This window comes from Microbacterium shimangi (assembly GCF_043556445.1).
GTDB lineage: Bacteria > Actinomycetota > Actinomycetes > Actinomycetales > Microbacteriaceae > Microbacterium.
The window spans coordinates 492,341-518,485 of sequence record NZ_JBIGII010000003.1 but is presented as its reverse complement, the minus strand read 5'-3'; the positions used below and the strand labels follow the sequence as shown (position 1 = coordinate 518,485).

23 protein-coding genes are annotated in these 26,145 nt (G+C 70.7%); 14 read left to right on the top strand and 9 right to left on the bottom strand.

The window, feature by feature from the left end; translation table 11 throughout:
- Positions 1-7 precede the first annotated feature (7 nt).
- The 3 genes from ACFXQA_RS04060 to ACFXQA_RS04050 form a co-directional block, all read right to left on the bottom strand.
- Positions 8-1,318, bottom strand: coding sequence for a GNAT family N-acetyltransferase (locus ACFXQA_RS04060; RefSeq protein ID WP_394518514.1), 1,311 nt, complete (start codon positions 1,316-1,318; stop codon positions 8-10).
- A gap of 202 nt (positions 1,319-1,520) precedes the next feature.
- On the bottom strand, positions 1,521-2,840 hold the full coding sequence (locus ACFXQA_RS04055) for a uracil-xanthine permease family protein (protein ID WP_394518513.1): 1,320 nt from the start codon (positions 2,838-2,840) through the stop codon (positions 1,521-1,523).
- Positions 2,841-2,917: 77 nt separating this feature from the next.
- Positions 2,918-3,838, bottom strand: a complete 921-nt coding sequence (locus ACFXQA_RS04050; protein ID WP_394518512.1) for a phosphoribosylaminoimidazolesuccinocarboxamide synthase — start codon at positions 3,836-3,838, stop codon at positions 2,918-2,920.
- A gap of 57 nt (positions 3,839-3,895) precedes the next feature.
- Here ACFXQA_RS04050 and ACFXQA_RS04045 point away from each other — a divergent pair, with 57 nt between their 5' ends.
- Together ACFXQA_RS04045 and ACFXQA_RS04040 are read left to right on the top strand one after the other, a co-directional pair.
- Positions 3,896-4,540: a PadR family transcriptional regulator gene (locus tag ACFXQA_RS04045; protein ID WP_394518511.1), complete on the top strand. Its 645-nt coding sequence runs from the start codon at positions 3,896-3,898 to the stop codon at positions 4,538-4,540.
- Complete coding sequence (locus ACFXQA_RS04040) at positions 4,537-6,054, top strand: DHA2 family efflux MFS transporter permease subunit (protein WP_394518510.1); 1,518 nt, start codon at positions 4,537-4,539, stop codon at positions 6,052-6,054. The genes ACFXQA_RS04045 and ACFXQA_RS04040 overlap by 4 nt, the downstream gene beginning before the upstream one ends.
- A 93-nt stretch (positions 6,055-6,147) precedes the next feature.
- On the opposite strand, the gene ACFXQA_RS04035 is transcribed toward ACFXQA_RS04040, so the two are convergent.
- Entirely contained in the window at positions 6,148-6,516 is a 369-nt protein-coding gene (locus ACFXQA_RS04035; RefSeq protein ID WP_394518509.1) for a MerR family transcriptional regulator, read from the bottom strand.
- Between the two features lie 141 nt (positions 6,517-6,657).
- Between ACFXQA_RS04035 and ACFXQA_RS04030 the strand changes: the two genes are divergently transcribed.
- Positions 6,658-8,187: a SulP family inorganic anion transporter gene (locus ACFXQA_RS04030; RefSeq protein ID WP_394518508.1), complete on the top strand. Its 1,530-nt coding sequence runs from the start codon at positions 6,658-6,660 to the stop codon at positions 8,185-8,187.
- A gap of 21 nt (positions 8,188-8,208) precedes the next feature.
- Here ACFXQA_RS04030 and purD read toward each other — a convergent pair whose 3' ends face one another.
- Positions 8,209-9,480, bottom strand: a complete 1,272-nt coding sequence (gene purD / locus ACFXQA_RS04025) for a phosphoribosylamine--glycine ligase (protein WP_394518507.1) — start codon at positions 9,478-9,480, stop codon at positions 8,209-8,211.
- Between the two features lie 183 nt (positions 9,481-9,663).
- Here purD and ACFXQA_RS04020 point away from each other — a divergent pair, with 183 nt between their 5' ends.
- Positions 9,664-10,032 carry a sterol carrier family protein gene (locus tag ACFXQA_RS04020; protein ID WP_394518506.1) on the top strand — a complete coding sequence of 123 codons (369 nt, stop codon included), beginning with the start codon at positions 9,664-9,666 and terminating at the stop codon, positions 10,030-10,032.
- Here ACFXQA_RS04020 and ACFXQA_RS04015 read toward each other — a convergent pair.
- The gene (locus ACFXQA_RS04015) at positions 10,006-11,025 is read right to left on the bottom strand and encodes a WxL protein peptidoglycan domain-containing protein (RefSeq protein ID WP_394518505.1); all 1,020 of its coding nucleotides are present in this window, start codon (positions 11,023-11,025) and stop codon (positions 10,006-10,008) included. The genes ACFXQA_RS04020 and ACFXQA_RS04015 overlap by 27 nt on opposite strands.
- Before the next feature lie 104 nt (positions 11,026-11,129).
- The gene (locus ACFXQA_RS04010; protein WP_394518504.1) at positions 11,130-12,947 is read right to left on the bottom strand and encodes a hypothetical protein; all 1,818 of its coding nucleotides are present in this window, start codon (positions 12,945-12,947) and stop codon (positions 11,130-11,132) included.
- A gap of 181 nt (positions 12,948-13,128) precedes the next feature.
- Between ACFXQA_RS04010 and ACFXQA_RS04005 the strand changes: the two genes are divergently transcribed.
- Genes ACFXQA_RS04005 through ACFXQA_RS03980 form a run of 6 tightly spaced genes read left to right on the top strand, consistent with a single transcriptional unit; the run spans position 13,129 to position 18,998 of the window.
- Positions 13,129-14,247 (top strand): heme/hemin ABC transporter substrate-binding protein, encoded by a 1,119-nt coding sequence (locus tag ACFXQA_RS04005; RefSeq protein WP_394518503.1) that lies wholly within the window; start codon positions 13,129-13,131, stop codon positions 14,245-14,247.
- Complete coding sequence (locus ACFXQA_RS04000) at positions 14,244-15,377, top strand: FecCD family ABC transporter permease (RefSeq protein ID WP_394518502.1); 1,134 nt, start codon at positions 14,244-14,246, stop codon at positions 15,375-15,377. The genes ACFXQA_RS04005 and ACFXQA_RS04000 overlap by 4 nt, the downstream gene beginning before the upstream one ends.
- Complete coding sequence (locus ACFXQA_RS03995; RefSeq protein ID WP_394518501.1) at positions 15,377-16,183, top strand: heme ABC transporter ATP-binding protein; 807 nt, start codon at positions 15,377-15,379, stop codon at positions 16,181-16,183. Before ACFXQA_RS04000 ends, ACFXQA_RS03995 begins: the two co-directional genes overlap by 1 nt.
- Positions 16,180-17,355 (top strand): hypothetical protein, encoded by a 1,176-nt coding sequence (locus ACFXQA_RS03990; protein ID WP_394518500.1) that lies wholly within the window; start codon positions 16,180-16,182, stop codon positions 17,353-17,355. The genes ACFXQA_RS03995 and ACFXQA_RS03990 overlap by 4 nt, the downstream gene beginning before the upstream one ends.
- On the top strand, positions 17,352-18,602 hold the full coding sequence (locus ACFXQA_RS03985) for a hypothetical protein (protein WP_394518499.1): 1,251 nt from the start codon (positions 17,352-17,354) through the stop codon (positions 18,600-18,602). Before ACFXQA_RS03990 ends, ACFXQA_RS03985 begins: the two co-directional genes overlap by 4 nt.
- A gap of 51 nt (positions 18,603-18,653) precedes the next feature.
- Positions 18,654-18,998, top strand: a complete 345-nt coding sequence (locus ACFXQA_RS03980) for a YtxH domain-containing protein (RefSeq protein WP_394518498.1) — start codon at positions 18,654-18,656, stop codon at positions 18,996-18,998.
- 33 nt (positions 18,999-19,031) lie between these two features.
- On the opposite strand, the gene ACFXQA_RS03975 is transcribed toward ACFXQA_RS03980, so the two are convergent.
- The gene (locus ACFXQA_RS03975; protein WP_394518497.1) at positions 19,032-19,649 is read right to left on the bottom strand and encodes a zinc-binding alcohol dehydrogenase; all 618 of its coding nucleotides are present in this window, start codon (positions 19,647-19,649) and stop codon (positions 19,032-19,034) included.
- Positions 19,650-20,074: 425 nt separating this feature from the next.
- On the opposite strand from ACFXQA_RS03975, the gene ACFXQA_RS03970 reads away from it, so the two are divergent.
- From ACFXQA_RS03970 to phoA, 4 genes are all read left to right on the top strand, one after another.
- The gene (locus tag ACFXQA_RS03970; protein WP_394518496.1) at positions 20,075-20,917 is read left to right on the top strand and encodes an endonuclease domain-containing protein; all 843 of its coding nucleotides are present in this window, start codon (positions 20,075-20,077) and stop codon (positions 20,915-20,917) included.
- 188 nt (positions 20,918-21,105) lie between these two features.
- Positions 21,106-22,212 carry a phosphoribosylformylglycinamidine cyclo-ligase gene (purM, locus tag ACFXQA_RS03965; RefSeq protein WP_394518495.1) on the top strand — a complete coding sequence of 369 codons (1,107 nt, stop codon included), beginning with the start codon at positions 21,106-21,108 and terminating at the stop codon, positions 22,210-22,212.
- A gap of 31 nt (positions 22,213-22,243) precedes the next feature.
- On the top strand, positions 22,244-23,728 hold the full coding sequence (purF, locus tag ACFXQA_RS03960; protein WP_394518494.1) for an amidophosphoribosyltransferase: 1,485 nt from the start codon (positions 22,244-22,246) through the stop codon (positions 23,726-23,728).
- A 150-nt stretch (positions 23,729-23,878) separates the two neighbouring features.
- Entirely contained in the window at positions 23,879-25,762 is a 1,884-nt protein-coding gene (gene phoA, locus ACFXQA_RS03955) for an alkaline phosphatase (protein WP_394518493.1), read from the top strand.
- Between the two features lie 84 nt (positions 25,763-25,846).
- Here phoA and ACFXQA_RS03950 read toward each other — a convergent pair whose 3' ends face one another.
- On the bottom strand, positions 25,847-26,068 hold the full coding sequence (locus ACFXQA_RS03950) for a DUF3073 domain-containing protein (RefSeq protein ID WP_394518492.1): 222 nt from the start codon (positions 26,066-26,068) through the stop codon (positions 25,847-25,849).
- Positions 26,069-26,145 lie beyond the last annotated feature (77 nt).

Below are 26,145 nucleotides of genomic sequence, written 5' to 3'. Positions count from 1 at the left end.
CGGGCGGTCAGAACCAGGTCGTGAGCACCGGCGGATGCGCGGCTCGCAGCAGGCGGTCGGCGGTTGCGGCGTCGCCCGCGGCACGCTCGCGCAGCCGACCGGCGGCGACCAGGGTGGCCGCGGAGACGCCGCCGAACAGCAGCGGCGCGAGCAGGTCGACGGGGACCTCGAGGAGCGCTCCGTCGGGGGCCTCGGTCTTCGACACGACGGCCCGCCCCTCAGCATCCGTCTCGACGGTGAACACGCCGTCGGCGAAGCCGAGCGGGTCGTCCACACGCAGCGTCAGGCGGCCCGCGCCGCCGTAGGTGCGCGCGCCGAGAACAGCCGGTGCGTCGAGGACGCGGGCCCACAGGTGCTCGCGCAGCTCGGTCGTGCGGATCATGCGGGGGTTCTGCACGAGCCAACGCAGGGGTTCGTCGACCGAGCGGAGCGAAGCGCGGAGCGTGCCGACGAGATCGAGCTCGAAGAGATAGCGCCACAGGGCGCGGTAAGCGTCGTCGGTCGTCGTGGCCAGGTAGTCGACCTCGACGACCTGCGCCGACCAATCGTGGGGGTCTTCGGTGACGTGGTAGATCGCGAGGCCTCGGGGGGTGCCCGCCTCGTCGTCGTAGCGGACGAAACGGCGTTTGCGCTGCTCCGCCGGGTCGGACGGTGCGCCGAAGAGTCGGTCGAAGCGGTGCCCGACGAGTCCCACGTCGCCCGGGGTCGCCCGCCGCGCCTCGTCGAACAGCGTGCGCCCGGTGGCCATGGCGGTGTCCCGGCCGACGAGCTGCACCCGGCCGGGGGTGTCGGCGCCGACCCAGCCCGCGCGGCGCACGTCGGCCTCGAACTTGCTCGACCAGGTCACCGGCCCGAACCCGTAGCGGCCGTAGATCGTCGCTTCCGAAACGGTCAGGATCGCGACCGGAATGCCGGCATCGGCGGCGGTGCGCAGTTCTCCCTCGAGCATCGCCGTGGCGATTCCGCGGCGGCGGTGGGTGGGCGCGACGGTCACGGCACTGATCGCCCAGGCGTCGACCTCCGCGCCGGGCAGGGTCACCGGGGCAGGCCACGCCGCGATGGTCGCGATGGGGGTTTCGGGATCGGCGAGCGCGTCGTCGAAGACGCCGATCGTGCGCTGCAGCGCGAAGTCGCCGCGCAGCTCGGCCAGGAACTCGTCGGTCGGAGCGCCGTCGTGGAAGCCCCGCGCGTCGGCCTCGACCCAGGCCCGCACCGCGGCGTCGTCGGCCGCGTCGACGGCGGCCATGCGCAGTCCTCGGGCGGCGAGAGCCGTCGTCGAAGCGGGGTCGGCGGGCAGGTGGGAGGTGTCGGCGGGCATCCTCCCAGGGTAGCCGGGGCCCGCCGCGCCTCATCCAGCGCGCCCGCCGCCGCCCTCGCCGCCGCGCTCACCACCGCGCGTTCGGAGGAGATATCGCGTTCGGAGGGCCGGACCGATCCCGGCCGTCCTCCGAAGCTGAATTCTCCTCCGCAGCTGCGACGTTCCGCGCGGCGGGGAGGGGCGGATGCGGCGTGGCCCGGGTCTAGAGCGGATCGCCGCCGAGGGGACCGACGGCGGGGATCGGGCCGCCGTCGTCGGCACCGGTCTTGCGCAGGCGCGCGACGAGGTTGCCGAGGTGGTAGATGACGAGAGCGGCGACCGAGCCCAGCACGATCGCGCCGAGCTGGAAGTCGCCCCACTCCATCGTGAAGCCGGCGACGGCGAGCACGAGGGCGACGGCGCCGGTGTACTGGTTGACCGGACGCGAGAAGTCCACGCGGTTGTCGACCCAGATCTTGATGCCGATGATGCCGATGAGTCCGTACAGCGCGGTGGTGACCCCGCCGAGGACGCCCGGGGGAATGGTGTTGAAGACTGCACCGATCTTGGGCGAGAGGCTCAGGACGATGGCGGCCGCGCCCGCGATCCAGTAGACCGCCGTCGAGTAGACGCGGGTGGCGGCCATGACCCCGATGTTCTCGCCGTAGGTCGTCGTGCCCGAACCGCCGAAGAGGCCGGCGAGGGTGGTGGCGGCACCGTCGGCGATGAGGGCGCGTCCGGTCGAGCGGTTGATCGACGCATCCGTCATCGTGGCCACGCCGCGGACGTGCCCGACGTTCTCGGCGACGAGGACGAGCACCACGGGGAGGAACATCGCGATCACCGACCACGTCTCGGGCGACGTGACGTCGGCGAGCTGGAACTCGGGAAGACCGATCCACGCGGCATCGGCGACGGGGCCGAAGTCGATCTCCCGCTGGATGAGGGCGGCGATGTAGCCGACGATGACGCCGAGGAAGATCGAGATGCGCCCGAGGAATCCGCGGAAGAGCACGCTGAACAGGATGACGGCCGCGAGGGTGATCGTGCCGGTCAGGGGAGCCAGGCGGAACGACGACCACGCGACCGGCGCGAGGTTGAACCCGATCAGCGCGACGATCGCCCCGGCGACCACGGGCGGCATGAGCTTGTCGACCCAGGTCAGGCCGGCGAACTGCACGATGACGCCGACCGCCGCGAGCAGCAGACCGACGGCGACGATGCCGGCGAGAGCCGACCCCATCCCGGCCGTCGCGGTCGCCGCGGTGATCGGGGCGATGAACGCGAACGACGAGCCGAGGTAGCTGGGCAGCTTGTTGCGGGTGACGACGAGGAACAGCAGGGTGCCCACGCCCGAGAAGAAGAGAGTGGTCGAGACGGGGAAACCCGTCAGCACCGGCACCAGGAACGTCGCGCCGAACATCGCGATGACGTGCTGCAGGCCGATCGCGACGGTCGCCCCCCAGTTCAGTCGCTCGTCGGGGCCGACGACGGCCCCGGGTGCGACGGTGCGGCCGTTTCCGTGCAGCTTCCAGATCGCCATGATGTTCCTCCCGGAGGTTCGCTTCCGTCACCCTACCGACGCGCGCGTTTCGGGCGGATTGCGTGGACACCCGCCGATCAGCCCGCGGTGAGCCGTTCGAGAAGCTCGGCGTAGCGGGCGCGGGTGCGCTCGACGATGTCGGCGGGGAGCTCGGGCGGCTCGCCCTCGCGGGGCACCCACTGCGCGGCCAGCCAGTCTCGGACAATCTGCTTGTCGAAGCTGGCCATGCGCTCGTCGGGTGTCGTGCCCGTGTGCCAGGCCGCCGCATCCCAGTACCGCGACGAGTCGCTGGTGAGCACCTCGTCGGCGAGGGTCAAGACTCCGCCGTCGTCGCGGCCGAACTCGAACTTCGTGTCGGCCAGGATCAGGCCGTGCTCCTCGGCGGTGTCGGCGGCCCGTCGGTAGATCTCGAGCGAGGTGTCGCGGAGTTCTGCCGCCGTGTCGGCGCCCACGAGCTCGACGGTGCGCTCGAACGAGATGTTCTCGTCGTGCTCGCCGAGCGGGGCCTTGAAGGCGGGGGTGAAGATCGGCTCGGGCAGCCGGTCGCCGTTCGCCAGGCCCGCGGGCAGGGCGATCCCGCAGACGGTGCCGGACGCCTGGTATTCGAGCCAGCCCGACCCGGTGAGGTAGCCGCGCACGACGCACTCGATGGGTTCCATCTCGAGCGAGCGCACGAGCATCGACCGGGCGACCACCTCGCGGGGGATGAGTTCTCGGGCTTCATCGCCGACGAGCTCGTGGTCGGCGACGAGGTGGTTCGCGATGCGGCGACCGCCGTCTCCGCCGTCGAGGCGGTCGAACCACCAGAGGCTGAGCGCCGTCAGCAGTTCGCCTTTGCCGGGGATGCCGGGCGAGAGCACGTGATCGAACGCGCTCACCCGGTCGCTGGCGACCACCAGCATGCGCCCGGCGGCGTCGCCGCCGTCGGGGACGTAGAGGTCGCGCACTTTGCCGGAATAGACATGGCGCCAGCCGGGCAGTTCGGTCGTCGTAGGCATCCGCCCATTATCGCGGGGCGCCGCGCTTGCCCGACCTCGACTTCGCGCGTATAGTCCATGTGGACTAGTCGAACCGGAGTAATGATGGATGCTGCCAAGCTCACCCCCCTCGGGGTGATGGTGCTCGCGCTGCTGCGCGAAGGCGACATGCACCCCTACGAGATGATGCGACTCCTGCGACATCGGCGCGACGACCGGCTCGTCCGCATCCAGAACGGCACGTTCTATCACACGATCGCGCGTCTCGAGCGTGACGGGTTGCTCGCCGAGGTGGGGGTCGACCGCGACGGGAACCGGCCGGAGCGGACGACCTATCGACTGGCCGACCCGGGCGGCGACCTCGTCGCCGAATGGGTGCGGCGCGAGCTTCCGCGGATCGATCGCCCGCTCGAATTCCGCATCGCGCTCGCCGAGGCCCACAACCTCGACCGAGTGGAGGTGGGAGAACTCCTCGCCACCCGCCGCGGGCTTCTCGCCGACCATCTCGACGAACTCAGAGACGACCTCGCGGGGGCGGCCACCCGCAGCGTCCCCGGCCAATTCCTCGTCGAGGTGCAGCGCGAAAGCGCTCTCCTGGCCGCCGATCTCATCTGGCTCGACGCGCTCCTGGCGGCCTTGGCCGACGGGTCGCTGCCGTGGGGCATCGACGAGGTCGCCCCCGATCCCTACCTTCGACTCCTCAGAGAGAACCGAGAACAATGACCGACCGCTCCCCGGCTGCCCCTGTCGCCGCCCCCGCCCGAAGCCCGTGGCCCGCGCTGTTCGCGCTCGTCATCGGCTTCTTCATGATCCTGGTAGACACGACGATCGTCTCGGTCGCGAACCCCGCGATCAAGGCGGCGCTCGACCCTGCGACCAACAACCTCGACAACGTCGTGTGGGTCACCAGCGCCTATCTCCTGGCCTACGCCGTGCCGCTGCTCATCACGGGCCGCCTCGGCGACCGCTTCGGGCCGAAGAACATCTACCTCATCGGTCTGGCCGTCTTCACCCTCGCCTCCCTCGTCTGCGGACTCTCGGGGTCGCTCGAGATGCTGGTCGTCGCCCGGGCCGTCCAAGGCCTCGGTGCCGCGATGATGACGCCGCAGACCATGGCCGTGATCACCCGCACCTTCCCGGCCGAGCGGCGGGGAGCCGCCATGGGCCTGTGGGGTGCCACGGCCGGCGTCGCGACCCTCGTCGGCCCCCTCGCCGGAGGTCTCCTCGTCGACGGCCTCGGTTGGGAGTGGATCTTCTTCATCAACATCCCCGTCGGCGTGATCGCCTTCGTCGCCGCCTGGCGGCTCGTGCCGCAGCTGCAGACCAGCCCGCACCGCTTCGACATCCCGGGCGTCGTCCTCAGCGCGATCGCCCTCTTCCTCATCGTCTTCGGCCTGCAGGAGGGCGAGCACTTCGACTGGGCGCCATGGGTCTGGGTCATGATCGCCGGCGGTCTCGCCGTGCTCGCCGTGTTCATCTGGACCCAGGCGCGCACCACGCGCGAACCGCTCGTGCCCCTCGACCTGTTCAGAGAGCGCAACTTCTCGGTCGCGAACCTCGCGATCACGACGGTCGGTTTCACCGTGACGAGCATGACGTTGCCGCTGTTCTTCTTCATCCAGCTCGCCCGCGGACTCACGCCCACGCAGTCGGCGCTCCTCCTCATCCCCATGGCCGTGCTCTCGGGGGTGCTCGCGCCGTTCGCCGGCAAGCTGCTCGACCGCACCGATCCGCGGTTCCTGCTCGTTCCCGGGCTGCTCCTCGTCGGAGGGTCGCTCGTCTGGTACTCGTCGCTGATGAACCTCGACACCCCGATCTGGATGTTCCTCCTGCCCTCGGCGATGATGGGCATCGGCAACGCGGGCATGTGGGGTCCGTTGGCGACCACGGCCACGCGCATGCTGCCGCCTCATCAGGCGGGCGCCGGTGCCGGCATCTACAACACGACGCGAACGGTCGGTTCGGTGCTCGGCTCGGCCGCTATCGCCGCTTTCATGCAGTCGCGGCTCGAGGCCAACCTGCCCGGTGCGGGCGATGCGACGAGCGGGTTCGCCGGCGGAGCACTGCCGCCCGAGGTCGCAGCGGGCTTCGCCGAGGCGATGTCGCAGACCATCCTGTTGCCCGCGGGTGTCATCGTCATCGGCATCATCGCCGTACTGTTCCTCCGCCGCCCGACGGTGATCCCCGCCCGCGACCGTCACCGCGCGCCTGCCGCCGCCGTCGCCACCGAGAACTGAGGGATTCTCGGATGCTGAGGATCCCCGCGTCTGCGTGAGTCCTCAGCATCCGGGATCCCCTCAGCCCGCCGCGGGTGCGCGAGATCGAGTCGCTCAGTCGCCCTCGGCGATCGCGAGGAAGTCGTCGGCGGCGGCGAGGTCGCGGCGAAGCTTCTCCCGGCGTGATCGCGCCGCCTCGGCGAAGTGCGCACGCCGCGCGGGGGTGAGGGCGTCGAGCGGACGCTGCGGCGAAGCGTCGCGCGAGGCGACCAATTCCGCGATCTCGTCGAGGCTGAAGCCCAGCGGCTTCATCAGCATCACGAAGCGGACCTTCGCCTCGTCGGCCTCGGAGTAGAGCCGGAAGTTGCCCTCGCTGCGTCCCGACGGAGCGACGAGCCCGATCTCGTCCCAGTGGCGGAGGGAGCGCAGTGACAGTCCCGTGCGTTCGGCGAGCTCGCCGATGTGCATCGTCCTATCTGCCACGATTCCTCCATCAACCCTTACGTAAGGGTAGAGTTGCATTCGGCGGGTTTCCGCCGCATCCCATTCTCTCCGTGTCGACGACGGCTGCGCGCAACGGGGCGCGCACGGCCGGTCCGCCCGATCCCCCACTAGGAAGCCCCGATGACCTCTGTCGCCCCCCACCCGTCCGAGAGTGCCTCGCGTTACCGCATCGAGCCGAGCGTGCTGCAAGCACTTCGGAGCCCCCGGCTCCTCACCCGTGAGGTTCTCGCCGGTCTGGTTGTCGCCATCGCGCTCATTCCCGAAGCCATCGCGTTCTCGATCATCGCGGGGGTCGATCCGCGGGTGGGGCTGTTCTCGTCATTCGTGATGGCGGTCTCCATCGCGTTCCTCGGCGGGCGCCCGGCGATGATCACCGCCGCGACCGGTGCCGTCGCGCTGGTGATCGCACCGGTGGTCCGAGAGCACGGCATGGACTATTTCATCGCCACGGTGCTGCTCGGTGGAGCGATTCAGATCGTGCTGGCGGTGCTGGGGGTGGCGAAGCTCATGCGATTCATTCCCCGCAGCGTCATGGTCGGGTTCGTCAACGCGCTCGCCATCCTGATCTTCGTCTCTCAGGTTCCGCAGCTGCTCGGCGTGCCCTGGATGGTCTACCCGCTGGTGGTCGTCGGCCTCCTCATCATGTTCCTGCTTCCGCGGCTGACCCGGGTCGTCCCGGCCCCGCTGGTCGCGATCCTTCTCTTGACCGGCGCGGTCGTCGTGTTCTCGATCAGCGTGCCCACGGTGGGGGATCAGGGTCAGCTGCCGCAGAGCCTCCCCGAGCTGTTCTTCCCGCAGGTTCCGCTCACCCTCGACACGCTGCGGATCATCGCGCCCTACGCGTTGGCCATGGCGGTGGTGGGCCTGCTCGAATCGCTCATGACGGCCAAGCTCGTCGACGAGATCACCGACACCCACTCGCGCAAGACGCGCGAGGCGTGGGCCCAGGGCGTGGCGAACATGCTCTCGGGCGCCTTCGGAGGAATGGGCGGCTGCGCGATGATCGGTCAGACGATGATCAACGTGAAGGCCTCCGGCGCGCGCACCCGTATCTCGACGTTCCTCGCCGGGGTCTTCCTCCTGATCCTCGTTCTGGCCTTGGGCGACGTCGTCGCGATCATCCCGATGGCGGCGCTCGTCGCGGTGATGATCGTCGTCTCGATAGCGACTTTCGACTGGCACAGCATCCGCCCGGCCACTCTCCGTCGCCTCCCGAAGAGCGAAACGGCGGTCATGGTGCTCACGGTCGTCTTCACCGTCTGGACTCACAACCTCGCGATCGGCGTGATCGTCGGCGTCGTGGCCGCGATGGTCCTCTTCGCTCGGCGCATCGCCCGTTTCGCCACGGTCACCCGAACGCTCGAAGGGGCGGATGCTGCGACCGCGGTCGCGCGCTACCGGGTCGACGGCGAGCTGTTCTTCGCCTCGAGCAACGACCTCACGACGCAGTTCGACTACGCCGACGACCCCGCTCGCGTCGTCATCGATCTCTCGGGATCGCATATCTGGGACGCCTCGAGCGTCGCGGCCCTCGACGCGATCACGACCAAGTACGCCCGCCGCGGCAAGACGGTCGAACTCACCGGGCTCAACGCGTCGAGCACTGCCATGCACGATCGCCTGGCCGGGAGGCTCGGCGGCGAGGGGTGAGCCGTCGCGCGCTCGCCTGCGTCAGTCTTCGACGACGCGGGCGGCGATGTCGGTGCGGTACTGCCCGCCCTCGAGGTCGATGAGCTCGATCGCCTCGTAGGCGATGCCGCGGGCCTCTGCGAACGTCGAGCCGAGGGCGACGACGCTGAGCACGCGTCCGCCCGTGGCGATGAGGCCGTCGTCGGTGCGCGCGGTCGCCCCATGGGCGAGGTGGACACCGTCGACGTCGGCGGCGGCGTCCGTTCCATGCAGCGCACGGCCGGTGACCGGCGCGTCAGGGTAGCCCTGGCTCGCGAGCACCACGGTCACGGCCACGGCCTCGGCGAAGGCCGGCTTCGAGTGGCTCTCGAGGGTTCCGGATGCCGTCGCCAGCAGCAGCTGCGAGAGGGGATCGATCAGGCGGGGCAGCACGACCTGCGTCTCGGGGTCGCCGAAGCGGGCGTTGAACTCGATCACGCGCACCCCCGCGTCGGTGAGGATCAGGCCCGCGTAGAGCAGTCCGATGAAGGGCGTGCCCTCGGCGTCGAGCTGCCGGATGACGGGCTCGGCCACCTCGCGGGTGACGAGGTCGACGAATTCGTCTTCGCCGCCGAAGCGCTCCGACAACCAGGGCAGGGGGGAGTAGGCGCCCATGCCGCCCGTGTTCGGGCCGAGGTCGCCGTCGCCGAGACGCTTGTAGTCCTGCGCCGGGCTCAGCGCGCGCACGGTGTCGCCGTCGGAGAGGAAGAACAGCGAGACCTCGGGGCCGTCGAGGAACTCCTCGACGAGCACCGGGCCGCTCGGGAGGAACGCTTCGGCGTGCCCGATCGCGGCGGCGCGGTCATCGGTCACGACGACGCCCTTACCGGCGGCGAGTCCGTCGGCCTTCACCACGTAGGGCGCTCCGAGCTCGTCGAGAGCCGCGGCGACGGCGGCGGAGTCGCGCGCGCGGATGGCGCGCCCGGTCGGAACGCCCGCCGCATCCATCACACGCTTCGCGAACGCTTTCGAGCCCTCGAGCTGCGCGGCCGCCCTGCCCGGGCCGAACACCGGGATGCCGCGGGTGCGCAGGGCGTCGCCGACGCCGGCGATCAGCGGTGCCTCGGGGCCGATCACCACGAGATCGATCGCCTCGTCGTGGGCGAAGGCGGTGACCGCCTCGGGGTCGGTCGGGTCGAGGTCGACCAGGTGCGCGTCGGCGGCGATGCCCGCGTTTCCGGGTGCGGCGAAGATCGCGTGGGGCTCGTCTTCGGAGCGCAGCGCGACGATGATGGCGTGCTCGCGAGCACCGGAGCCGAGGACGAGGATTCTCACCCGGTCAGCCTACAGAGCCCCTCTGTCGACACCCCGAGCTGCACGAATTCAGGCTGCCCGACCGGGCGCAAACGCACGATCCGCGCCGTTTCGGGGCCGAAGCCCACCGCCCGAAGCATTCAGCCTGAGTAAGTGCGGGGCGGGGGCGGGCACGGGCACAGCGTGGAGGCATAGCGTGGAGGCATGGCGCGAAGGATCGAGACCGGCGACGGACGGGCGGCTCTGGGTGCGGTCGCCGCGGCCGATGCCGCGGGTCGGCCACCGGCCCGCACCGACCTGGCCATGGCGGTGCGTTACCTGCTGCAGTTGCTCGTCGAGAAGGCCCCGGGCAACTCCGTCGAAGTGCGCGTGCCGCCCTTCGGGGCGGTGCAGGTGATCGAGGGGCCGCGGCACACCCGCGGCACACCGCCGAACGTCGTCGAGACCGACGCTGCGACGTGGATCGCTTTGGCGACCGGGGGCGAGCAGTGGGCGGATGCTGCTGCCGCGGGCCGCATCAACGCCTCGGGTGTGCGGGCCGACTTCTCAGCCCTGCTGCCCCTGCGCCCCTGACGGAGCCGAGGCGACGGCCGGTTCGCCCGCGATGCGTCGTCGGGAGCGGACGAGGAGCACGGCCGCCACGACGCCGCCCGCGATAATCCCGAGCAGGATCACCAGGCTCCACGGCACGGCGCCGGCGGAGTAGGCGACCGCGACGGGCGCGATGTTCCCCGCCCCGAGGCCTACCGCCTCGGGCGAGAGTTCGACCCTGCCCGACAGCCAGCCGAGCGAGACCACCTGCAGTTCGCGGCGCACCTCGACGGCCGAGCCGGGGATGATCTCGGGAATCCGCTGCGCCGTCGCGACGGTGGCGAGAAGTCCGGCAGGACCCGCCGCGCTGACCGTGTCGGCGCCGGTGAGGCGCGTGTTCCCGGCGTTGCGCACCGTGTAGTCGACGACGAGCGTGCCGGCTTCGAAAGGGTTCCACGAGGGCGCGAACGAGGTTCGGACGTTCTCGACCGCGGCGCCCGGGAGGAGGGCGCCCGTCACGCGCACGTTGACCCGGGTGCCCAGGCGTCGATCGACCGCCAGGGTCTGGTTGTCGTCCTGGCTGACGAGCGAGGTCACGAGGCCGGCGGCGTGGTCGCCGGGTGCGGCATCGGCGGGAACGGTGATGGTGAAGGCGATGTCGGTCTGCTCGCCCGGTTGCAGGACGATCTGGGGGGCGTCGACCGAGACCCAGAGGCCGGCGTCGGTCGACGGCGACCCACCGGTGACGAGATCGATGTCGCCGCCGGCGGTCGTGAACGCGTCGGCGGCGTAGACGTCGAGCGGAAGCGCCGCCGTGCCGGTGTTGACTACGCGCATCGCGTCGGTCAGGGTTCCCCCGGGGTCGAGTTCGTAGGAGAAGCTGCCCCGCCCGGACCCGTTGTCGTTGTCGACGGTCTGCACGGTCCATCCGACGTCACCTGTCGTCGTCGCGTGGACGGCTGCGGGCGATGCGACGACGAACAGGACGGACGCCACGAGGGCCACCGGAATGCGGGGGAGGCGGGGTGCAGGCACGGGGTTCATTTCGGTGACGGGGCGGTGCGGCGGGTGGGTCGGGCGCAGAGCGGCGGGCGATGAGTTCGGGGGTCCCGGCGGGTGCCGGAACCCCCGAACCTGCGCTAATTCGCAAGCGCCGTGATGGTGATCTTGCTGGTGTAGGCACCCGCGGCGGTGGTGCCCGGGATGACGAGGGTCAGGTCGGCGCCGATCGTGGCGCTGGCCGCGGCGGTCGACGACGCGAGCACCCGCGATGACGCGAGACCCGTGCCGCCGGTCTGTGTCGAGGTGACCGCGTCACCGGCGGTGACCGAGGCGCCGCCCGCGACGACCTTCGGCGCCCAGCCGAGGAATCCGCTCGAGAACGTCTGGGCGCCGGCGGCGAAGTCGCCGGCCTGGCCCGACACCGACCACGAGTAGGGCGAGCTGCCACCCGTGCGGGTGTCGCTGACCTCGATGTTGCTGAGGGAGCCCGACGCCGCGAAGTTCGCGCCGCTCGGTGCCGCGACGCCGAGGTTCGCGGGGCTGCTGCTCGCGAAATCCCACCCGAACGAGCCGGAGGGCTCTTCGGGCTGCTCGGGAACCTCCACGACGACATCGCCCTCACCCAGGAAGGTGAGCGGGGTGAACGTCTCGAACGGCGCGTACTTCGGGCCGCCGGCGGCGTAGGTGTAGATGCCGTAGTTGCCCGCGAGAAGGTTGTTCTCGTCGGTCGCCAAGACGGTGAGGTCGACCGAGAACGTGCCGTCCGCCTTCAGCTCGATGGCGCCGGCGTTCGCGCCGCCGACCGTCTCGATGCTCTCCGCGGGCAGCGCCCACTTGGTCACGAAGCCTTTCCGTGCCGAGCTGGGAGCATCGGCGGTCGGCTTCCAGGTGTCGAGGAACTTGCCGAACACGACGTAGGCGCCGGTGAACTTGCCGGCCAGGGGCGGGCGCGTTCCGGTGGTCGCGGTGCCCGCCGGCAAGAATCCGGCGCCGCTCACGGTGACGACCTCGCCGGCCGGGTCGACCTGCGACGACTTCGAGACGGTGACCGCGGGGGCCGCGACGACCGGAGCCGCGGTGTACGCGACCGACAGGGCCGTGGCGGGCTTGCGGGCGTCGGCGGCCCCGCCCGTGGAGTACCAGTACGGGCCCTGGCCGGTCTTCACCTGGAAGTCGACGAACTCCTGGGGGAACGCGCCCGCAGCGGGGCCCGTGGTGACCTGGGGGCTTCCGGCGCCGACGTCCACCGTGCGACCGAGGTAGTCGGGGGTGACGCTGAAGCCGTCGGCGTCGACCTCCACGTTCGCCAGCGTGGCGATCGTGACGTCTTCGACGGGCGCGAGCGTTTCGAACTTCTCCGGGTCGTCCATCGACGTGCCGTAGCCGCCGAGCGTGGCGGTGAGGGTGCCGGTGCCGTCCGCGGCGACGCTGAGGCGCGGATCGGTGATCCACGAGCGCGTCATCCCGGAGTAGTACGCCGAGGTGAACGTGCCGCTCCACTGGATCTCGGCGGTGCCGGCGGCGGGGTCGACCGTGCCGGTGCCGGCGCCGATCTCGACGATGTGGCCTGAGCTGAGGCCGTTGCCGGTCGTGATGCGGGTGCCCGCAGCATCCGTGTTCAGGCCCGCGAACGTCGCAGCCGCATAGCTGCCATCGCTCTGGAGTTTCAGGATGCGGGTGTCCCCGTCGCTCTGCTGCCAGTTCGCCGCCGTGACGCGGTCGCTCGGTGAGGTCGCGGTGACGACTCCCGCGCTGAGCAGGTTGAACGTCCCCGGCGCGAAGGCCGCGGAGTTCGACTCGTTGTTGATCCCCCAGCGGAAGACGGCGTCGGTCACCGAGGTCTCGGCCGCGTTCGCCGGCGCCGCGAGAGCGAAGCCGCCCCCGAGAGCCAGTGCCGCAGCCGCGACGACGGCGGTCGAGCGGGCGAGCCGTCGACGCATGGTCGAAGAATCCACGTTCGTTCCTTTCGTGAGCCCATCCCTGGCCGCCCGGCGGGTTCGGGTGCCGGGCGTCACCCGCAGAAACGGGTGTGGAACAGTAGGTGAGGCTTACCTAACCATGCGGACAGGTTGCGAGGCAACACAAAGGTAAGGCTATCCTTACCGAAACTCATCTCTTCGATCCCCCGAGGCCGTCATGACAACAACGCAGCTGGGCTCCGCTCGAGCGGGCTCCGTGCGCAGGGGCGTCGCCGCGTCGCTGCTCCTGGCCGCACTCACCCTCGCCGGGTGCACGGGTGAGGCGTCCACGTCGGGCGATCTCGGCCCGACGACGCCCCCTCTCGCCGAGGTCGAGACGGTCGCCGATCCGCTCGCCTGGGAAGGCCCCTCGACCGCGGTGGCTGCCGACAGCGCGATCTCTCCCGTCACCGACGGCGCTCAGACGCTCCCCGCGACGATCGTCGATGCGCAGGGCACGAGCGTGACCATCACCGACACGACCCGCATCCTCGCGCTCGACATCTACGGCTCGCTGTCGCGGATCGTGTTCGAGCTGGGGCTCGGCGATTCGGTCGTCGCGCGAGACGTGTCGACCGCGTTCCCCGAGGCATCCGACCTTCCGCTGGTCACCGAGAACGGACACGACCTCAACGCCGAGGCCATCCTCGACGCGGCGCCGACCGTGATCATCACCGACTCGAGCCTCGGCCCGTGGGACACCATTCTGCAGATGCGCGACGCGGGCATTCCCGTCGTGGTCGTCGACTCGCACCGCTCGATCGACTCGGTGGGCGCCCTCATCACGCAGGTGGCAGGCTCCCTCGGCGTGCCCGAGCGCGGTGCCGCACTCGCCGAGCGCACGACCGCGGCGATCGACGCGAAGGTCGCCGAGATCGCCGCGGTGGTGCCCGCCGATCCCGCCGACCGCCTACGCATGATGTTCCTGTACGTGCGAGGCCAGTCGGGCGTGTACTACCTGTTCGGCGAGGAGTCGGGAGCCGACACCCTGATCGCGGCCCTCGGCGGCGTCGACGTCGCGGGCGAGATCGGCTGGCAGGGCCTGCGCCCCGTGACCGACGAGGCGTTGATCGACGCGAACCCCGACCTGATCCTCATGATGACGAAGGGCCTCGAGTCGGTCGACGGCGTCGACGGACTCCCCGAGCATCTGCCGGCGATCGCCCAGACCGACGCAGGGCGCAACCGCCGCATCGTCGACATGTCGGACACGACGATCCTCAGCTTCGGCCCCGCCACCGCCCAGGTTCTCGACGCGCTCGCCGTCGCCGTCTACGCCCCGGAGTCCGCCGGGTGAGCTCGCTCGTCGCGCCCGCCCCCACCACCGCCCCCGCGAACGGCGCCGTTCGGAGCGAGCGCGGCGGGGTCGCCCTGGGAACCTTCGCCGCGCTGGCGGTCGCCCTCGTCGCGCTCGTCGTCGTGTCGGCCGGAACCGGGCAGCTGTCCATCGCGCCCGACCAGGTGCTCGGGTCGTTCGGCCGCGCGTGGAACGGCTTCGTCTCCTCGCTCGGCGCGGCATGGCTCTCGCTCCCCGCGGGCGCGCCGATGGCGCACGTGAACGGCGAGGCGACGCTGTGGCTCGTGCGCATCCCGCGGCTGCTCATGGCGGTCGTCGTGGGCGCGTCGCTGGCGGCCGCGGGCGCGGTCATGCAGGGCGTGTTCCGAAACCCCTTGGCCGAGCCCGGCGTGATCGGCATCTCGTCCGGTGCCGCGGTCGGTGCGTCGGCCGTGATCGTCTTCGGCCTGTCGTTCGCGGGGGTGTTCACCCTCCCGCTGCTGGCCTTCGTCGGTGGCCTGATCGCCACCGTCGTCGTCTATGCGTCTGCGCGCTCGGACGGGCGCACCGAGGTGGTCACGCTCGTCCTGACGGGCATCGCCGTCAACGCGATCGGCGGGGCCGCGATCGCCCTGTTCACCTACCTCGGCTCGACCCAGGAGCGCGAGCAGATCGTGTTCTGGCAGCTGGGGTCGCTCAACGGCACCCGCTGGCAAGACCTCGCGATCGTCGCCCCGCTGACGCTCGTGGGCGTCACCGCGTGCCTGTTCATGTCGTCGCGGCTCGATCTCCTCGCCCTCGGCGAGCGGCAGGCCGAACACCTCGGCGTGCGCGTCGAACGACTGCGCGTCGTGGCGATCATCGTCATCGCGCTCCTCACGTGCGCTGCCGTGGCCTTCTGCGGGATCATCGGTTTCGTCGGACTCGTGATCCCCCACCTGATGCGGATGCTGTTGGGCCCGGGCCATCGTCTGCTCCTTCCCGCCAGCATCCTCGGCGGGGCGGTGCTGCTCCTGGCCGCCGATCTCGTCGCCCGCACCGCTGTGCCGAACTCGGAGCTGCCGATCGGCATGATCACGGCGCTCATCGGAGGGCCGTTCTTCTTCTGGCTGCTCCGTCGCACCCGTCGCCGATCCGGGGGGTGGGGGTGATGCCCGCCGTCCTGAGCGCACGTGACATCGGTGTGAGCGTCGGCGGACGCCGGCTGCTCGAGGGGATCGAACTCGACCTGCAACGTGGCGAGATGCTCGTGCTCGTGGGTCCGAACGGTGCCGGTAAGTCGACGCTCCTCTCGGTGCTCGCCGGTGACCGCATCCCCGACCACGGTGTCGTCGAACTCGACGGCCGACCGCTCGCAGGGCACCGGATCGAGGATCGCGCCCGCCGCCGGTCGGTGCTCACGCAGAGCAACGAGGTGTCGTTCCCGTTCCGCGCGGTCGACGTCATCCGCATGGGCCGTGCGCCGTGGCGGCGCCGACCCGAGGCCGACCGCGACGACGAGGCGGTGCGTCTCGCGGCGGCAGCGGGCGAAGTGGGCCCCTACGCCGACCGACCCGTGACCTCGCTGTCGGGCGGTGAACGCGCACGCGTGGCCTTCTCCCGGTCGCACGCGCAGGGGTGCGAGATCGCCCTGCTCGACGAGCCGACCGCGAGCCTCGACATCCGCCACCAGCATCGCGTGCTCGCCCACACCAGGGCACGCGTCGCGAACGGAGGAGCGGCGATCGTGGTGCTCCACGATCTGGCCCTCGCTGCCGCCTACGCCGACCGCATCGCCCTGCTCGAGTCGGGGCGACTGATCGCCGTCGGGCCTCCGGCCGAGGTGCTGAAGCCCGACCTCCTCACCCGCGTCTACCGTCACCCGATCCACGTCGTCACCGGTCCCACCGGCGCTCTGGTCGTCGTCGCCGACGCGAGCGCGGATCTGTCCGACCCGTTCCAGGAGCGCACCGCATGAGCCCCCGCATCCGACCCGATCGCCGCAGCATCCGTTCCGCCGCTGCCGCCGCGATCGTCCTCCTCATCTCTGTCGTCGCGTCTCTCGCCGCCGCGACCCCCGCCTGGGCCGCCGCGACGGTGACCGTCGCGGGACCGGACGGCGCGGTGGTCTCGGCCGACTACGCCACCGAAGTCACCGTCTCGGGCACGGGGTTCCAGTCGATCCAGAACGGCTTCGGCGGCGTGTACGTGCTCTTCGGGTGGGTCGACGACGCGTCGGGCGGTTCATGGCGCCCGTCGCAGGGCGGGGTCGTCGGCGAGGACTACCGATACGTCCCCGATGCGGAGGCGGCCGAGAACAACGGCTTCCAGCGTTTCCTGGCCTTCGCCGGCAGCTCGACCGAGAGTTCGGCCAACGGCGTGCTGGCCGCCGACGGGTCGTGGAGCATCGGAATGGTCGTTCCCGGCGCGTCGTTCGAGAGTCAGGATCGCGACGGCAACACCGTCTCGGTCGACTGCCGTCAGGTCACCTGCGGCATCATCACGATCGGTGCGCACGGCGTGAAGAACGCGAACAACGAGACCTTCACCCCCCTGAGCTTCGCCGCGGCGCCCGCGGCCGGCGCGGCGACAGGCGGCGGTGACGCCGCGCCGGATGCGGCGCCCGCCCCGTCGACCCCCGTCGGCGAGGTGCGGGTCGGGGTCGAATCCGAGGCCGTGCGCGCCGGGAACGCGATCGTCTTCACCGGCCGGGGATTCACGCCGGGCGAACAGATCATGGCGTCGCTCGACGGGGGACTCGCCGCCGTCGGTCCGCTCACCGCGGGCACGCAGGGCGAAGTGGCCGCGGCGCTTCCGGTTCCGGCCGACGCGCAGAACGGCACCCATCTGCTGACGCTGCGGGGTGCCGCATCCGGAGCCGTCGCAGAACTGCCGATCACGGTCACCGACGGCGCGGGCATCGAGCCCGCAGCCGCCGCCACGCCCGAAACGCCGGCCTGGGTCGTGGCCGTGCTGCTCGCGAGCATCGTGCTGGCACTGATGCTCATCGTGACGAGCGTGGTGGCTGCGTTCCTTCGCGCCCGCCGCCGTCGTCGTGCGCGCCGCCGCGCGGCATCGGCATCGGCATCGTCATCGGCATCGTCCCCGCCACCTGTCGTGGCCGCCGAGTCTGTCGGGGTGTCCCGATGAGGCGGCTGGCAGCGGTCGGCGCGCTGGCCGCTCTTCTCGCCGTGGCCGGAGTCGGGGCCGCGGTGCCCGCCGCGGCGGCGCCCGGCGACGTGATCGTGGTCGTCCCCGATTCGACCACGGGTCCCACCCCGACCCCCGGCGGCACGGCGATCGACGATGCGCAACTGCGCTGGGGGCTCAGCGCAGAGGCGGGCGGGGGCGCGTTCTTCGGCGGCTGCAATTTCCTCAGCGCGGGCCGCGCGGGTGACGCCGGAAGCGGGCGCGTGTGGGGTGCGGACGACGGCCTGTACCGCCCGCAAGACGGTGCCGTGCGCATCGAGAAGCCCGCGTCGAACGGGGAATGGGTGGCCGCGTCGTTCGCGTCGCGCTGCCTCGATCCGCAGGGCCGCGAAGTGTCTTCCGCCTCGACGACCAGTACGAGCGGAAACCAGGTGGTCATCGACGGCGGCGTGGGAACGGTCGATTCCGGCGGAGCGACACGCATCGAGTGGTCGGGTTCGTTCACCGTCGCGTTCTACGGCGGACTGACCTATTGGTCGGTCACGAATCCCGTGCTCACGATCGACGAGTCGGGCTCCGGACGACTCGTCGGCACGGCGAGCGGGTACGGCACCGACATGGACGACCTGAGCGCGTGGGAACAGCTTCCCGAGCGGTCGATCGTGCTCGCCGAGGTGCGGCGCGTCGACACCTCCGCAGGGGTCGGGTTCGCGGTCGTGCCGGAGTATCTCGGGGTCGCCGTCACCACGGGCGACACCCCGCAGACGCGGACGGGGTCGTTCTGGGGATCCTTTCCGCAGTCTTTCGTCGACTACCAGCAACTGACGGGGCAGAACTCCTACTGGTATTCCTCGGGCGGTGCGCGCGATGCGGCGAAGCCGGCGACCACGCTCTACGTGAGCTACGACGCGGCGGCACCGGTGGCCGTGCCGCCGCCCGGCAGCGGCGCCCCGGCCACGGGAAGCGGCTCCGGCGCCGCGCCCTCGAACCCGGTGCGCATGCCGCCGGGCCTTCCCGCCCCGAATGCGGTGCCGAGCGTGCCGACGGCGGCCACCGTGGGGGTCTCGGCCAGCGCGGCGGTGACGACGCTGCCCGCGGCGAAGGGCCTCGTGCCGGCGATGGTGGCCGCTCTTTCGCCGCTCGTCGTGCCGCTCCTCGGCACGGCGGCGGCTCTCGGACTCTCGATCGTCGCCGTGCTCAGCCTCATGCAGGCGCTTCCCTGGCAGCGGCGCCGCGGAATGTCGTAGGCGTCGAGAGACCGACTGGCCCGTCGACCCGCGCGGTGCGAGAATGAGGGCATGGCCCCCGAGCCCGAGTACGCCCCACCCGCCGCCGTCTCTGACGAGATCGAGACCGTCAGCGTGCGGCGCGCGCCGAAGTACAGCGTGTTCATCATCATTGGGGCAGCCCTCGGGATCGTGGCGGCGATGATCCTCACGTTCGCCTTCTCGGGCACGTCGGAGGCCAGCCCCAACACGGGCATCGAGTACGCCCCGATGCAGGTGTTCGGGTTCATCGTGCTGATCTGCGTGCCGATCGGCATCGCCATCGGCGGTGCGGTCGCGCTCCTCTTCGACCGCACCGTGGGTCGGCGCACGCGCGAGGTGCGCGTCGACCACGAGCGCGTGCAGCTGACCGACTGACCGCGTACCCGACTCGGCCCGGGTGGGTTCGGCTCAGGCCAGCTCGGCGATGATCGGGTGGATGGCCGCGTCGAAGGCCACGACGTCGCCGCGGAGGCCGTCGGTCACCGCCACCGTCAGCGATCCGATCCACCACACGCCCCGCTGGGTCAGTGGCAAGACCTGCACGTTCAGCTCGAACGAGTGCGCCCGCCGCCCCACCCGGCGCTCGTGTTCGGCGATGGCGCTCGCGTAGGCGCGGTACGACACCCCGGGCTTCGCCCGCACGTCGCTCGAGTACCGCGCATTCGCCGACCGGGCATAGGCGAGGGCCGCCGGGGCGTGCGGGATGATCGCCGCTCTCAGATCTGCCGTCCCCTCGGCCGGCAGCGCGATCACGGTCTCGAAGTCGTCGACGAGTTCGAGCGGCACCGGCGAGGGGTGTGCCTGCGGCTCGACCGTCATCGCCCAGTACTCGAGCCACTGGCGTTCGAGACGCGCCTGCGCGTCTTCCTCACGATCGGGGCCGGTGCGAGCGGGCGTTCCGCGCAACGAGGGCAACTCGTCGGGGGAGCGCACCCCGATCGCCTGCCGCAGGTAGAGGGCGAGCAGCACGGGCATGCCCGCGTCCTCGCGGATCATCCACTCCGGATTACCGCTCCCGCCCGCCATGCGGCCATTGTAGGGCCGCGCGTACGTCGCGCCCCGGGCAATCTCCGCCCGTGCGGCACGCATCCGCCGTTCATCCCCGCCCCGCCAGGGCGACCCCGCCTGCGACGCCCGCGCCTGCGGCGACCCCGCCTGCGGCGACCCCGCCTGCGACGCCCGCGCCTGCGGCGACCCCGCCGCGAATCCCCGCCCCGCCAGGGCGGACCCTCCGCTCGGTGGAGGGCATACCGCGGAGGGAGGGGTCATCTTCCGGCGCTCGGCCCTCCGCCGGTCAGATGCCCTCCGCTGACGGGAGGGGCTGGCTCCCCCTCCACTCGCCGGAGGATCCGGTTGCACGTTCCCCTCCCCAGGGCCCCGGCCGTGGAGGGTTACCCACATCCGCGCTGACCGGGAGCGCGGGGCTCCGCCTCTTGTCGATGATTGCGCCCATGCGCAGCGCCGATATCGCCATGGTCACCGAACGAGTGCGAGCAGGGGGCGGGGTGGTCCGCAGCGCCCAGCTCGTCCGCGACGCCATCCCGCCCGGCCTCATCGCGGCCGCCGTGGAGCAGCGAGCTCTCGTGCGCGTGCGCCGAACGTGGGTGGCGCTCCCTGATGCCGATCCACATCTCATCGCGGCGGCACGGGCGGGCGTCACGTTGTCGTGCATCACGCAAGCGCAGCGGATCGGTCTCTGGGTGCTGGCGGTGGACCGACCGCATGTGGCGGCGAACGCGCACGCCGGCCGCGTCCACCTCTCGGGAGCGCGCGTGCACCGGGCGGAGCCTCTGATGCCGCGACACCCGGATGCTCTGGCCGACCCCATCGAGAACGTGCTCGCACTCGTGTCAGCGTGCCAGCCGTTCGACGTCGCCCATGCTGTCTGGGAGTCGGCCCTCCGGCAAGGCCTCGTCGACCGAGCGGAACTTCTGCGACTGCCGCTCCGCGAGACGGCACGGGCCGTGCTCGAGGTCGCAACCCCTTTCTCGGATTCCGGCCTGGAGAGCTTCGTCGTCCCGCGGATCAGATGGCTCGGTCTGCGCATCGTCCCGCAAGCCTGGATCGCCGGGCACCGTGTCGACTTCCTCCTCGGAGAACGGCTCGTTCTGCAGATCGACGGCGGGCACCACGTCGGAGCGCAGCGCGATGAAGACGTGCGGCACGATGCGGAACTCATGGCCCGCGGGTACTTCGTGATCCGCGTCGGCTACCGCCACATCGTCGATGACTGGCCGGGAGTGCAGATGCTCATCATGCGGGCCGTCGCGCAGGGACTGCACCGCGCAGCGTGACACCCCGGGCCGGTCATCCCCTCCGTCCGGCGGAGGGCATACCGGAGAGGGAGGAGGATTACGCGGCGATTCCGCCCTCCGCCCGCCATATGCCCTCCGCGCGCCGGAGGGGCGGAGAGGGCGGATGCTTCCGCCCGCCCCGGCCCCGGGCGCAGACCGGCACGCGGGGCGCCGGTAGGCTGGGGGTCGTGGCCGATGCTCCCCGCAATCCCTACTCCGATGCCGGTGTGGACACGGCGGCGGGTGACCGCGCGGTCGAGCTCATGAAGGCCGCGGTGCGCCGCACGCACGGACCCGAGGTTCTCGGCGGAGTGGGCGGTTTCGCCGGTCTGTTCGACGCGTCGGCCCTCCTCGGCTACACCCGGCCGCTCCTGGCCACCAGCACCGACGGCGTCGGAACGAAGGTCGCCATCGCGCAGGCCATCGACAAGCACGACACGATCGGCCTCGACCTGGTCGGCATGGTCGTCGACGACATCGTCGTGGTGGGTGCGAAACCGCTCTTCATGACCGACTACATCGCGTGCGGCAAGCTCTTCCCCGAGCGCATCGCCGACATCGTGGCGGGCATCGCGAGAGGCTGCGCCGAGACGGGAACCGCGCTCGTGGGCGGCGAGACCGCCGAGCACCCCGGACTCCTCGGTCCGAACGACTACGACGTCGCGGGCGCGGCGACCGGCGTCGTCGAGGCAGGCCGCATCCTCGGCGCCGAGCGGGTGCGCCCGGGCGACGTGGTGCTGGCCCTCGCCTCGAGCGGCCTGCACTCGAACGGCTATTCGCTCGTGCGCCACATCGTGGCTGGTCGAGGCATCCAGTACGGCGCTACCGCCGAAGATTTCGGAACCACCTGGGGCGAAGCCCTCCTCGAGCCGACGCGTCTGTACACCACACCGCTTCTCGGCCTCGTCGACGCGTTCGACGGCGGCGTGCACGCGCTCACCCACGTCACCGGCGGCGGCATCGCCGCGAACCTCGCGCGTGTGCTGCCCCGCGGATCCTGGGTCGACATCGACCGCTCGACATGGTCGCCGTCGCCGGTCTTCCGCGTGCTCGCAGAGCTCGGCGGGCTCAGCCTCGCCGAGACCGAGGGCACGTGGAACCTCGGCATCGGCTTCCTCGCCGTCGTGTCACCGGAACGGGCGGATGCTGCAGCATCCCACCTCGCCGACCTCGGGATCGCGACGTGGCCGGTCGGCACCGTCCGCGAGGGTTCGCTTCCGGAGGGCGAGTTCGAGCAGGGCGCCAAGGGCGTCGACGGCGGAGCGGTACGCCTCGTCGGTACATACGCCGACTAACGACGCCGAATAACGGAGCGAACACCACCACATGTGCGGAATCGTCGGAATGGTCGGCCAGGGCTCGGTCAATCAAGAGATCTACGATGCCCTTCTTCTGCTGCAGCACCGGGGGCAGGATTCGACGGGTATCGCCACGGCCGAGTCGAACGGCATCTTCCACATCTCGAAAGCCCGCGGGATGGTGCGCGAGGGCTTCCGCACGCGTGACATGCGCACGCTCCTCGGCGGCATCGGACTCGGGCACGTCCGCTACGCCACGAAGGGCACCGCGTCGAACGAAGAAGAGGCGCAGCCCTTCTACGTCAACGCCCCGTACGGGATCGTGCTCGTGCACAACGGCAACCTCACCAATACGCGCGAGCTCACCGATGAGCTGTTCCACCGCGATCGGCGTCACCTCAACACCAGCTCGGACACCGAGCTGCTCGTGAACATCCTCGGCTCCGAGCTGCAGTCCGAGATCGGCGGCCCCGACCTCGACCCCGCGCAGGTCTTCGCGGCCGTCACGCGCGTGCACGAACGCGTCGAGGGATCGTACGCGGCGATCGCGCTGATCGCGGGGTACGGCCTGCTCGCGTTCCGTGACCCCTTCGGCATCCGTCCGCTGATCCTCGGCACCCGCGCCGTCGATCCCGCGACCCACACCGAGGGTGGGGATTCGGGGTACGAGTGGGTCGTCGCGTCCGAGTCGCTCGTGCTCGAGAACGCCGGGTTCGAGGTCGTCCGCGACCTGCTTCCGGGTGAGGCGGTCTTCATCGCCCTCGACGGCACGTTGCACACCCGGCAGTGCGCGCCGAATCCCGAGCTCGTCCCGTGCTCGTTCGAGTACGTCTACCTCGCTCGGCCCGACTCGGTCATGAACGGGATCGCGGTCTACGAAGCGCGCCTGCGCATGGGCGACCGCCTCGCCGACACCATTGCGAAGTACACCCCGATCGACGCGATCGACGTGGTGATGCCCATCCCCGACTCGTCGCGCCCCGCCGCCATGCAGGTCGCCCGCAAACTCGGTATCGAGTACCGCGAGGGCTTCTACAAGAACCGCTACGTCGGGCGCACGTTCATCATGCCGGGGCAGGCGGTGCGCAAGAAGAGCGTGCGGCAGAAGCTGAACGCGATGTCGAGCGAGTTCAAGGGCAAGAACGTGCTGCTCATCGACGACTCGATCGTCCGCGGCACGACGAGTCGCGAGATCATCCAGATGGCCCGGGATGCGGGCGCGAAGACCGTGACGTTCGCCTCGGCGGCCCCGCCGGTGCGCTACCCGCACGTGTACGGCATCAACATGCCCTCGCGCGACGAGCTCGTCGCGCACGATCGGACCATCCCCGAGATCGCCGCCGAACTCGGCTGCGACTACCTCGTCTACCAAGAGGTCGACGACCTGAAGGCCGCGATCCTCGAGGGCTCCGACGTCACCGACCTCGACATGAGCTGCTTCGACGGTAGGTACATCACCGGCACCGTCTCGGCCGAATACCTCGCGTGGGTCGAGGGCTCGCAGACGTCGTGACCCCGGCGCGGCAGACGCGACACGGCGGACGTCGATGACGTGTGCCGTTCGCCTCCTGGTCACCTGCCGCCCACTCTGCGTTTCCTGATCGAGGAGTTGTCTGGGAAGGCATCGGTGTTCGCCGGTGCGACCTAGAGAAGGATCCCCTCGATGACATCTCGCACTCCGGGAACGACCGCGCGCGTCGCGTGGTCGGCCCTCGCCGTCGCCTCGCTCGCGGTCGGCAGCTTCGGCTTCGCCCTCCCCGCCACCGCCGCCGCCGACATCCCCATCACCGAGAACGGTGGTGCCGCACGCAACCAAGACGACCGCACCGACGCCATTCGTGACGCCCTCGACGACAGCGGGGCCAAGAACGTCATCCTGCTGATCGGTGACGGCATGGGCGACTCCGAGATCACCGTCGCCCGCAACTACGCCGAGGGTGCCGGCGGCACGTTCGACGGCATCGACGCGCTGCCCCTCACGGGCCAGTACGTGCACTGGGCGGTCGACGAGCAGGGAAACCCCAACTACGCGTCCGAGTCCGCCTCGACGGCTTCGGCGTGGTCGACGGGCACGAAGACGGTCAACGGCAAGCTCAGCGTCGACTACCAGAACACGCCGCAGTCGACCCTGCTCGAGATCGCCAAGGCGAACGGCATGAAGACCGGCAACGTGTCCACCTCCGAGATCCAGGACGCGACGCCGGGGGCCGAGATCTCGCACATCTCGAAGCGCGGATGCTACGGGCCGGTCAAGACCACGCTCGAATGCAACGCCGAATCGCTCGAAGAGGGCGGCCTCGGCTCGATCAGCGAGCAGCTGCTGAACGTGCGGCCCGACGTCACCCTCGGCGGCGGCTCGGCGAGCTTCACCGAGATCGCACAGGCCGGCCCCTGGGCGGGTCAGACCCTCTTCGCACAGGCCGAAGACCGCGGTTACCAGATCGTCGACGACGCGGCCGGCCTCGCGGCGATCGATGAGGCCGACGCGAACGCCCCGGTTCTGGGGCTGTTCACCGCCGGCAACTTCCCGGTGCGGTGGAACGGACCGGCGGCGGTCGACCTGACCGCCGGTGGAACGCTGCCGCCTGCCGTGCCGTGCACCGAGAACCCGGCTCGCCTCGAGACAGGGCTCTCGCTCGCCTCGCTCACGACTAAGGCGATCGATCTGCTCGACGACGAAGAAGGCTTCTTCCTGCAGGTCGAGGGCGCGAGCATCGACAAGCAGGATCACGCCGCCAACGCGTGCGGCCAGATCGGCGAGACCGTCGACCTCGATGAGGCCGTGCAGGTCGCGCTCGAGTTCGCCAAGAACGACGGCGACACCCTCGTCGTCGTGACCGCCGACCACGCGCACACCAGCCAGATCGTCGGTTCGGCGATTCCCGGTCTGAACACGAACCTGCTCACCGACGAGGGCCGCGAGATGATCGTCGCGTACGGCACCTCGGCCGCCGGTGGCTCGCAGCAGCACACCGGTTCGCAGGTGCGCATCGCGGGTTACGGCCCCGGTGCGGCCAACGTCGTCGGCCTGACCGACCAGACCGATCTGTTCTTCACCTCGGCCAACGCCCTCGGTCTGGAGCGCGATCTGACGAAGCTCAGCAGTGACGCCACCCTGGCGGCGCCGACAGAGGTCGCCCCCGGCGCGGAGTTCACCGTGACCACGTCAGGTCTCGACGCGGACTGGCAGGCCACGGCCCTCATCGGGTCCGAGCCCACCGATCCCGCTCAGGTCGACGTCCTCAACGGCACGGGCGTCTTCACGGTCACCGCACCGGAAGAGCTCGGCGCCACCACGGTGACCGTGACGGGCGCACAGACCGGCACGGTGCTCACCGCGCAGGTCGTCGTGACGGCCGATCCGGCGCCGGTGTCGTCGCCGTCGCCTTCCAGCACGCCCGTCGTGGCGGGCACGGGCGGCGGCCCGTCCACCGGGGTTCTCGCGATCACCGGTGGTTCGGCCCCGTGGGTTCTCGCGGGTATTGCCGGTGCGATGCTCGCGGTCGGCGCGTACGCCGTGCACCGCCGGCGCCGCGGACTCGCGTAACCACGAATGACAACGGCCGGCGACACCTCGGTGTCGTCGGCCGTTGTTCGCGTCCGGGCTGCGGACGGGTGTTCTTCGTTCAGATCAGCGGGCGACGTGCGACGTCGAGGACTGGGGCGACTCTTCTTCGCCTTCGCTCTCTTCGTCGTCGCTCACCGTGTCGGCCCACTTGTCTTCGTAAGAGTTCTCGTCGACGTCGGCGTGCCCGAGTTCGCGCTCGAGCGCCGAGTAGTTCACCGACGGGCTGAACGACTTCAGTTCCCTGGCGATCTTGGTGTGCTTCGCCTTTTGACGGCCACGCCCCATGCGAGACCCCCTCATTTGACAGACTCGGGCTGGTCTCGCCCGGTGTTCACGGATCCGGAGCAAGCCGGTAAGAGTAG

Bases quoted from the DNA above. Each gene is read 5' to 3' on its own strand.
- ACFXQA_RS04060 (WP_394518514.1), bottom strand. From the start codon at position 1,318: ATGCCCGCCGACACCTCCCACCTGCCCGCCGACCCCGCTTCGACGACG.
- ACFXQA_RS04055 (WP_394518513.1), bottom strand. From the start codon at position 2,840: ATGGCGATCTGGAAGCTGCACGGAAACGGCCGCACCGTCGCACCCGGG.
- ACFXQA_RS04050 (WP_394518512.1), bottom strand. From the start codon at position 3,838: ATGCCTACGACGACCGAACTGCCCGGCTGGCGCCATGTCTATTCCGGC.
- ACFXQA_RS04045 (WP_394518511.1), top strand. From the start codon at position 3,896: ATGTGGACTAGTCGAACCGGAGTAATGATGGATGCTGCCAAGCTCACC.
- ACFXQA_RS04040 (WP_394518510.1), top strand. From the start codon at position 4,537: ATGACCGACCGCTCCCCGGCTGCCCCTGTCGCCGCCCCCGCCCGAAGC.
- ACFXQA_RS04030 (WP_394518508.1), top strand. From the start codon at position 6,658: ATGACCTCTGTCGCCCCCCACCCGTCCGAGAGTGCCTCGCGTTACCGC.
- ACFXQA_RS04020 (WP_394518506.1), top strand. From the start codon at position 9,664: ATGGCGCGAAGGATCGAGACCGGCGACGGACGGGCGGCTCTGGGTGCG.
- ACFXQA_RS04005 (WP_394518503.1), top strand. From the start codon at position 13,129: ATGACAACAACGCAGCTGGGCTCCGCTCGAGCGGGCTCCGTGCGCAGG.
- ACFXQA_RS03995 (WP_394518501.1), top strand. From the start codon at position 15,377: ATGCCCGCCGTCCTGAGCGCACGTGACATCGGTGTGAGCGTCGGCGGA.
- ACFXQA_RS03990 (WP_394518500.1), top strand. From the start codon at position 16,180: ATGAGCCCCCGCATCCGACCCGATCGCCGCAGCATCCGTTCCGCCGCT.
- ACFXQA_RS03985 (WP_394518499.1), top strand. From the start codon at position 17,352: ATGAGGCGGCTGGCAGCGGTCGGCGCGCTGGCCGCTCTTCTCGCCGTG.
- ACFXQA_RS03980 (WP_394518498.1), top strand. From the start codon at position 18,654: ATGGCCCCCGAGCCCGAGTACGCCCCACCCGCCGCCGTCTCTGACGAG.
- ACFXQA_RS03975 (WP_394518497.1), bottom strand. From the start codon at position 19,649: ATGGCGGGCGGGAGCGGTAATCCGGAGTGGATGATCCGCGAGGACGCG.
- ACFXQA_RS03970 (WP_394518496.1), top strand. From the start codon at position 20,075: ATGCGCAGCGCCGATATCGCCATGGTCACCGAACGAGTGCGAGCAGGG.
- purF (WP_394518494.1), top strand. From the start codon at position 22,244: ATGTGCGGAATCGTCGGAATGGTCGGCCAGGGCTCGGTCAATCAAGAG.
- phoA (WP_394518493.1), top strand. From the start codon at position 23,879: ATGACATCTCGCACTCCGGGAACGACCGCGCGCGTCGCGTGGTCGGCC.
- ACFXQA_RS03950 (WP_394518492.1), bottom strand. From the start codon at position 26,068: ATGGGGCGTGGCCGTCAAAAGGCGAAGCACACCAAGATCGCCAGGGAA.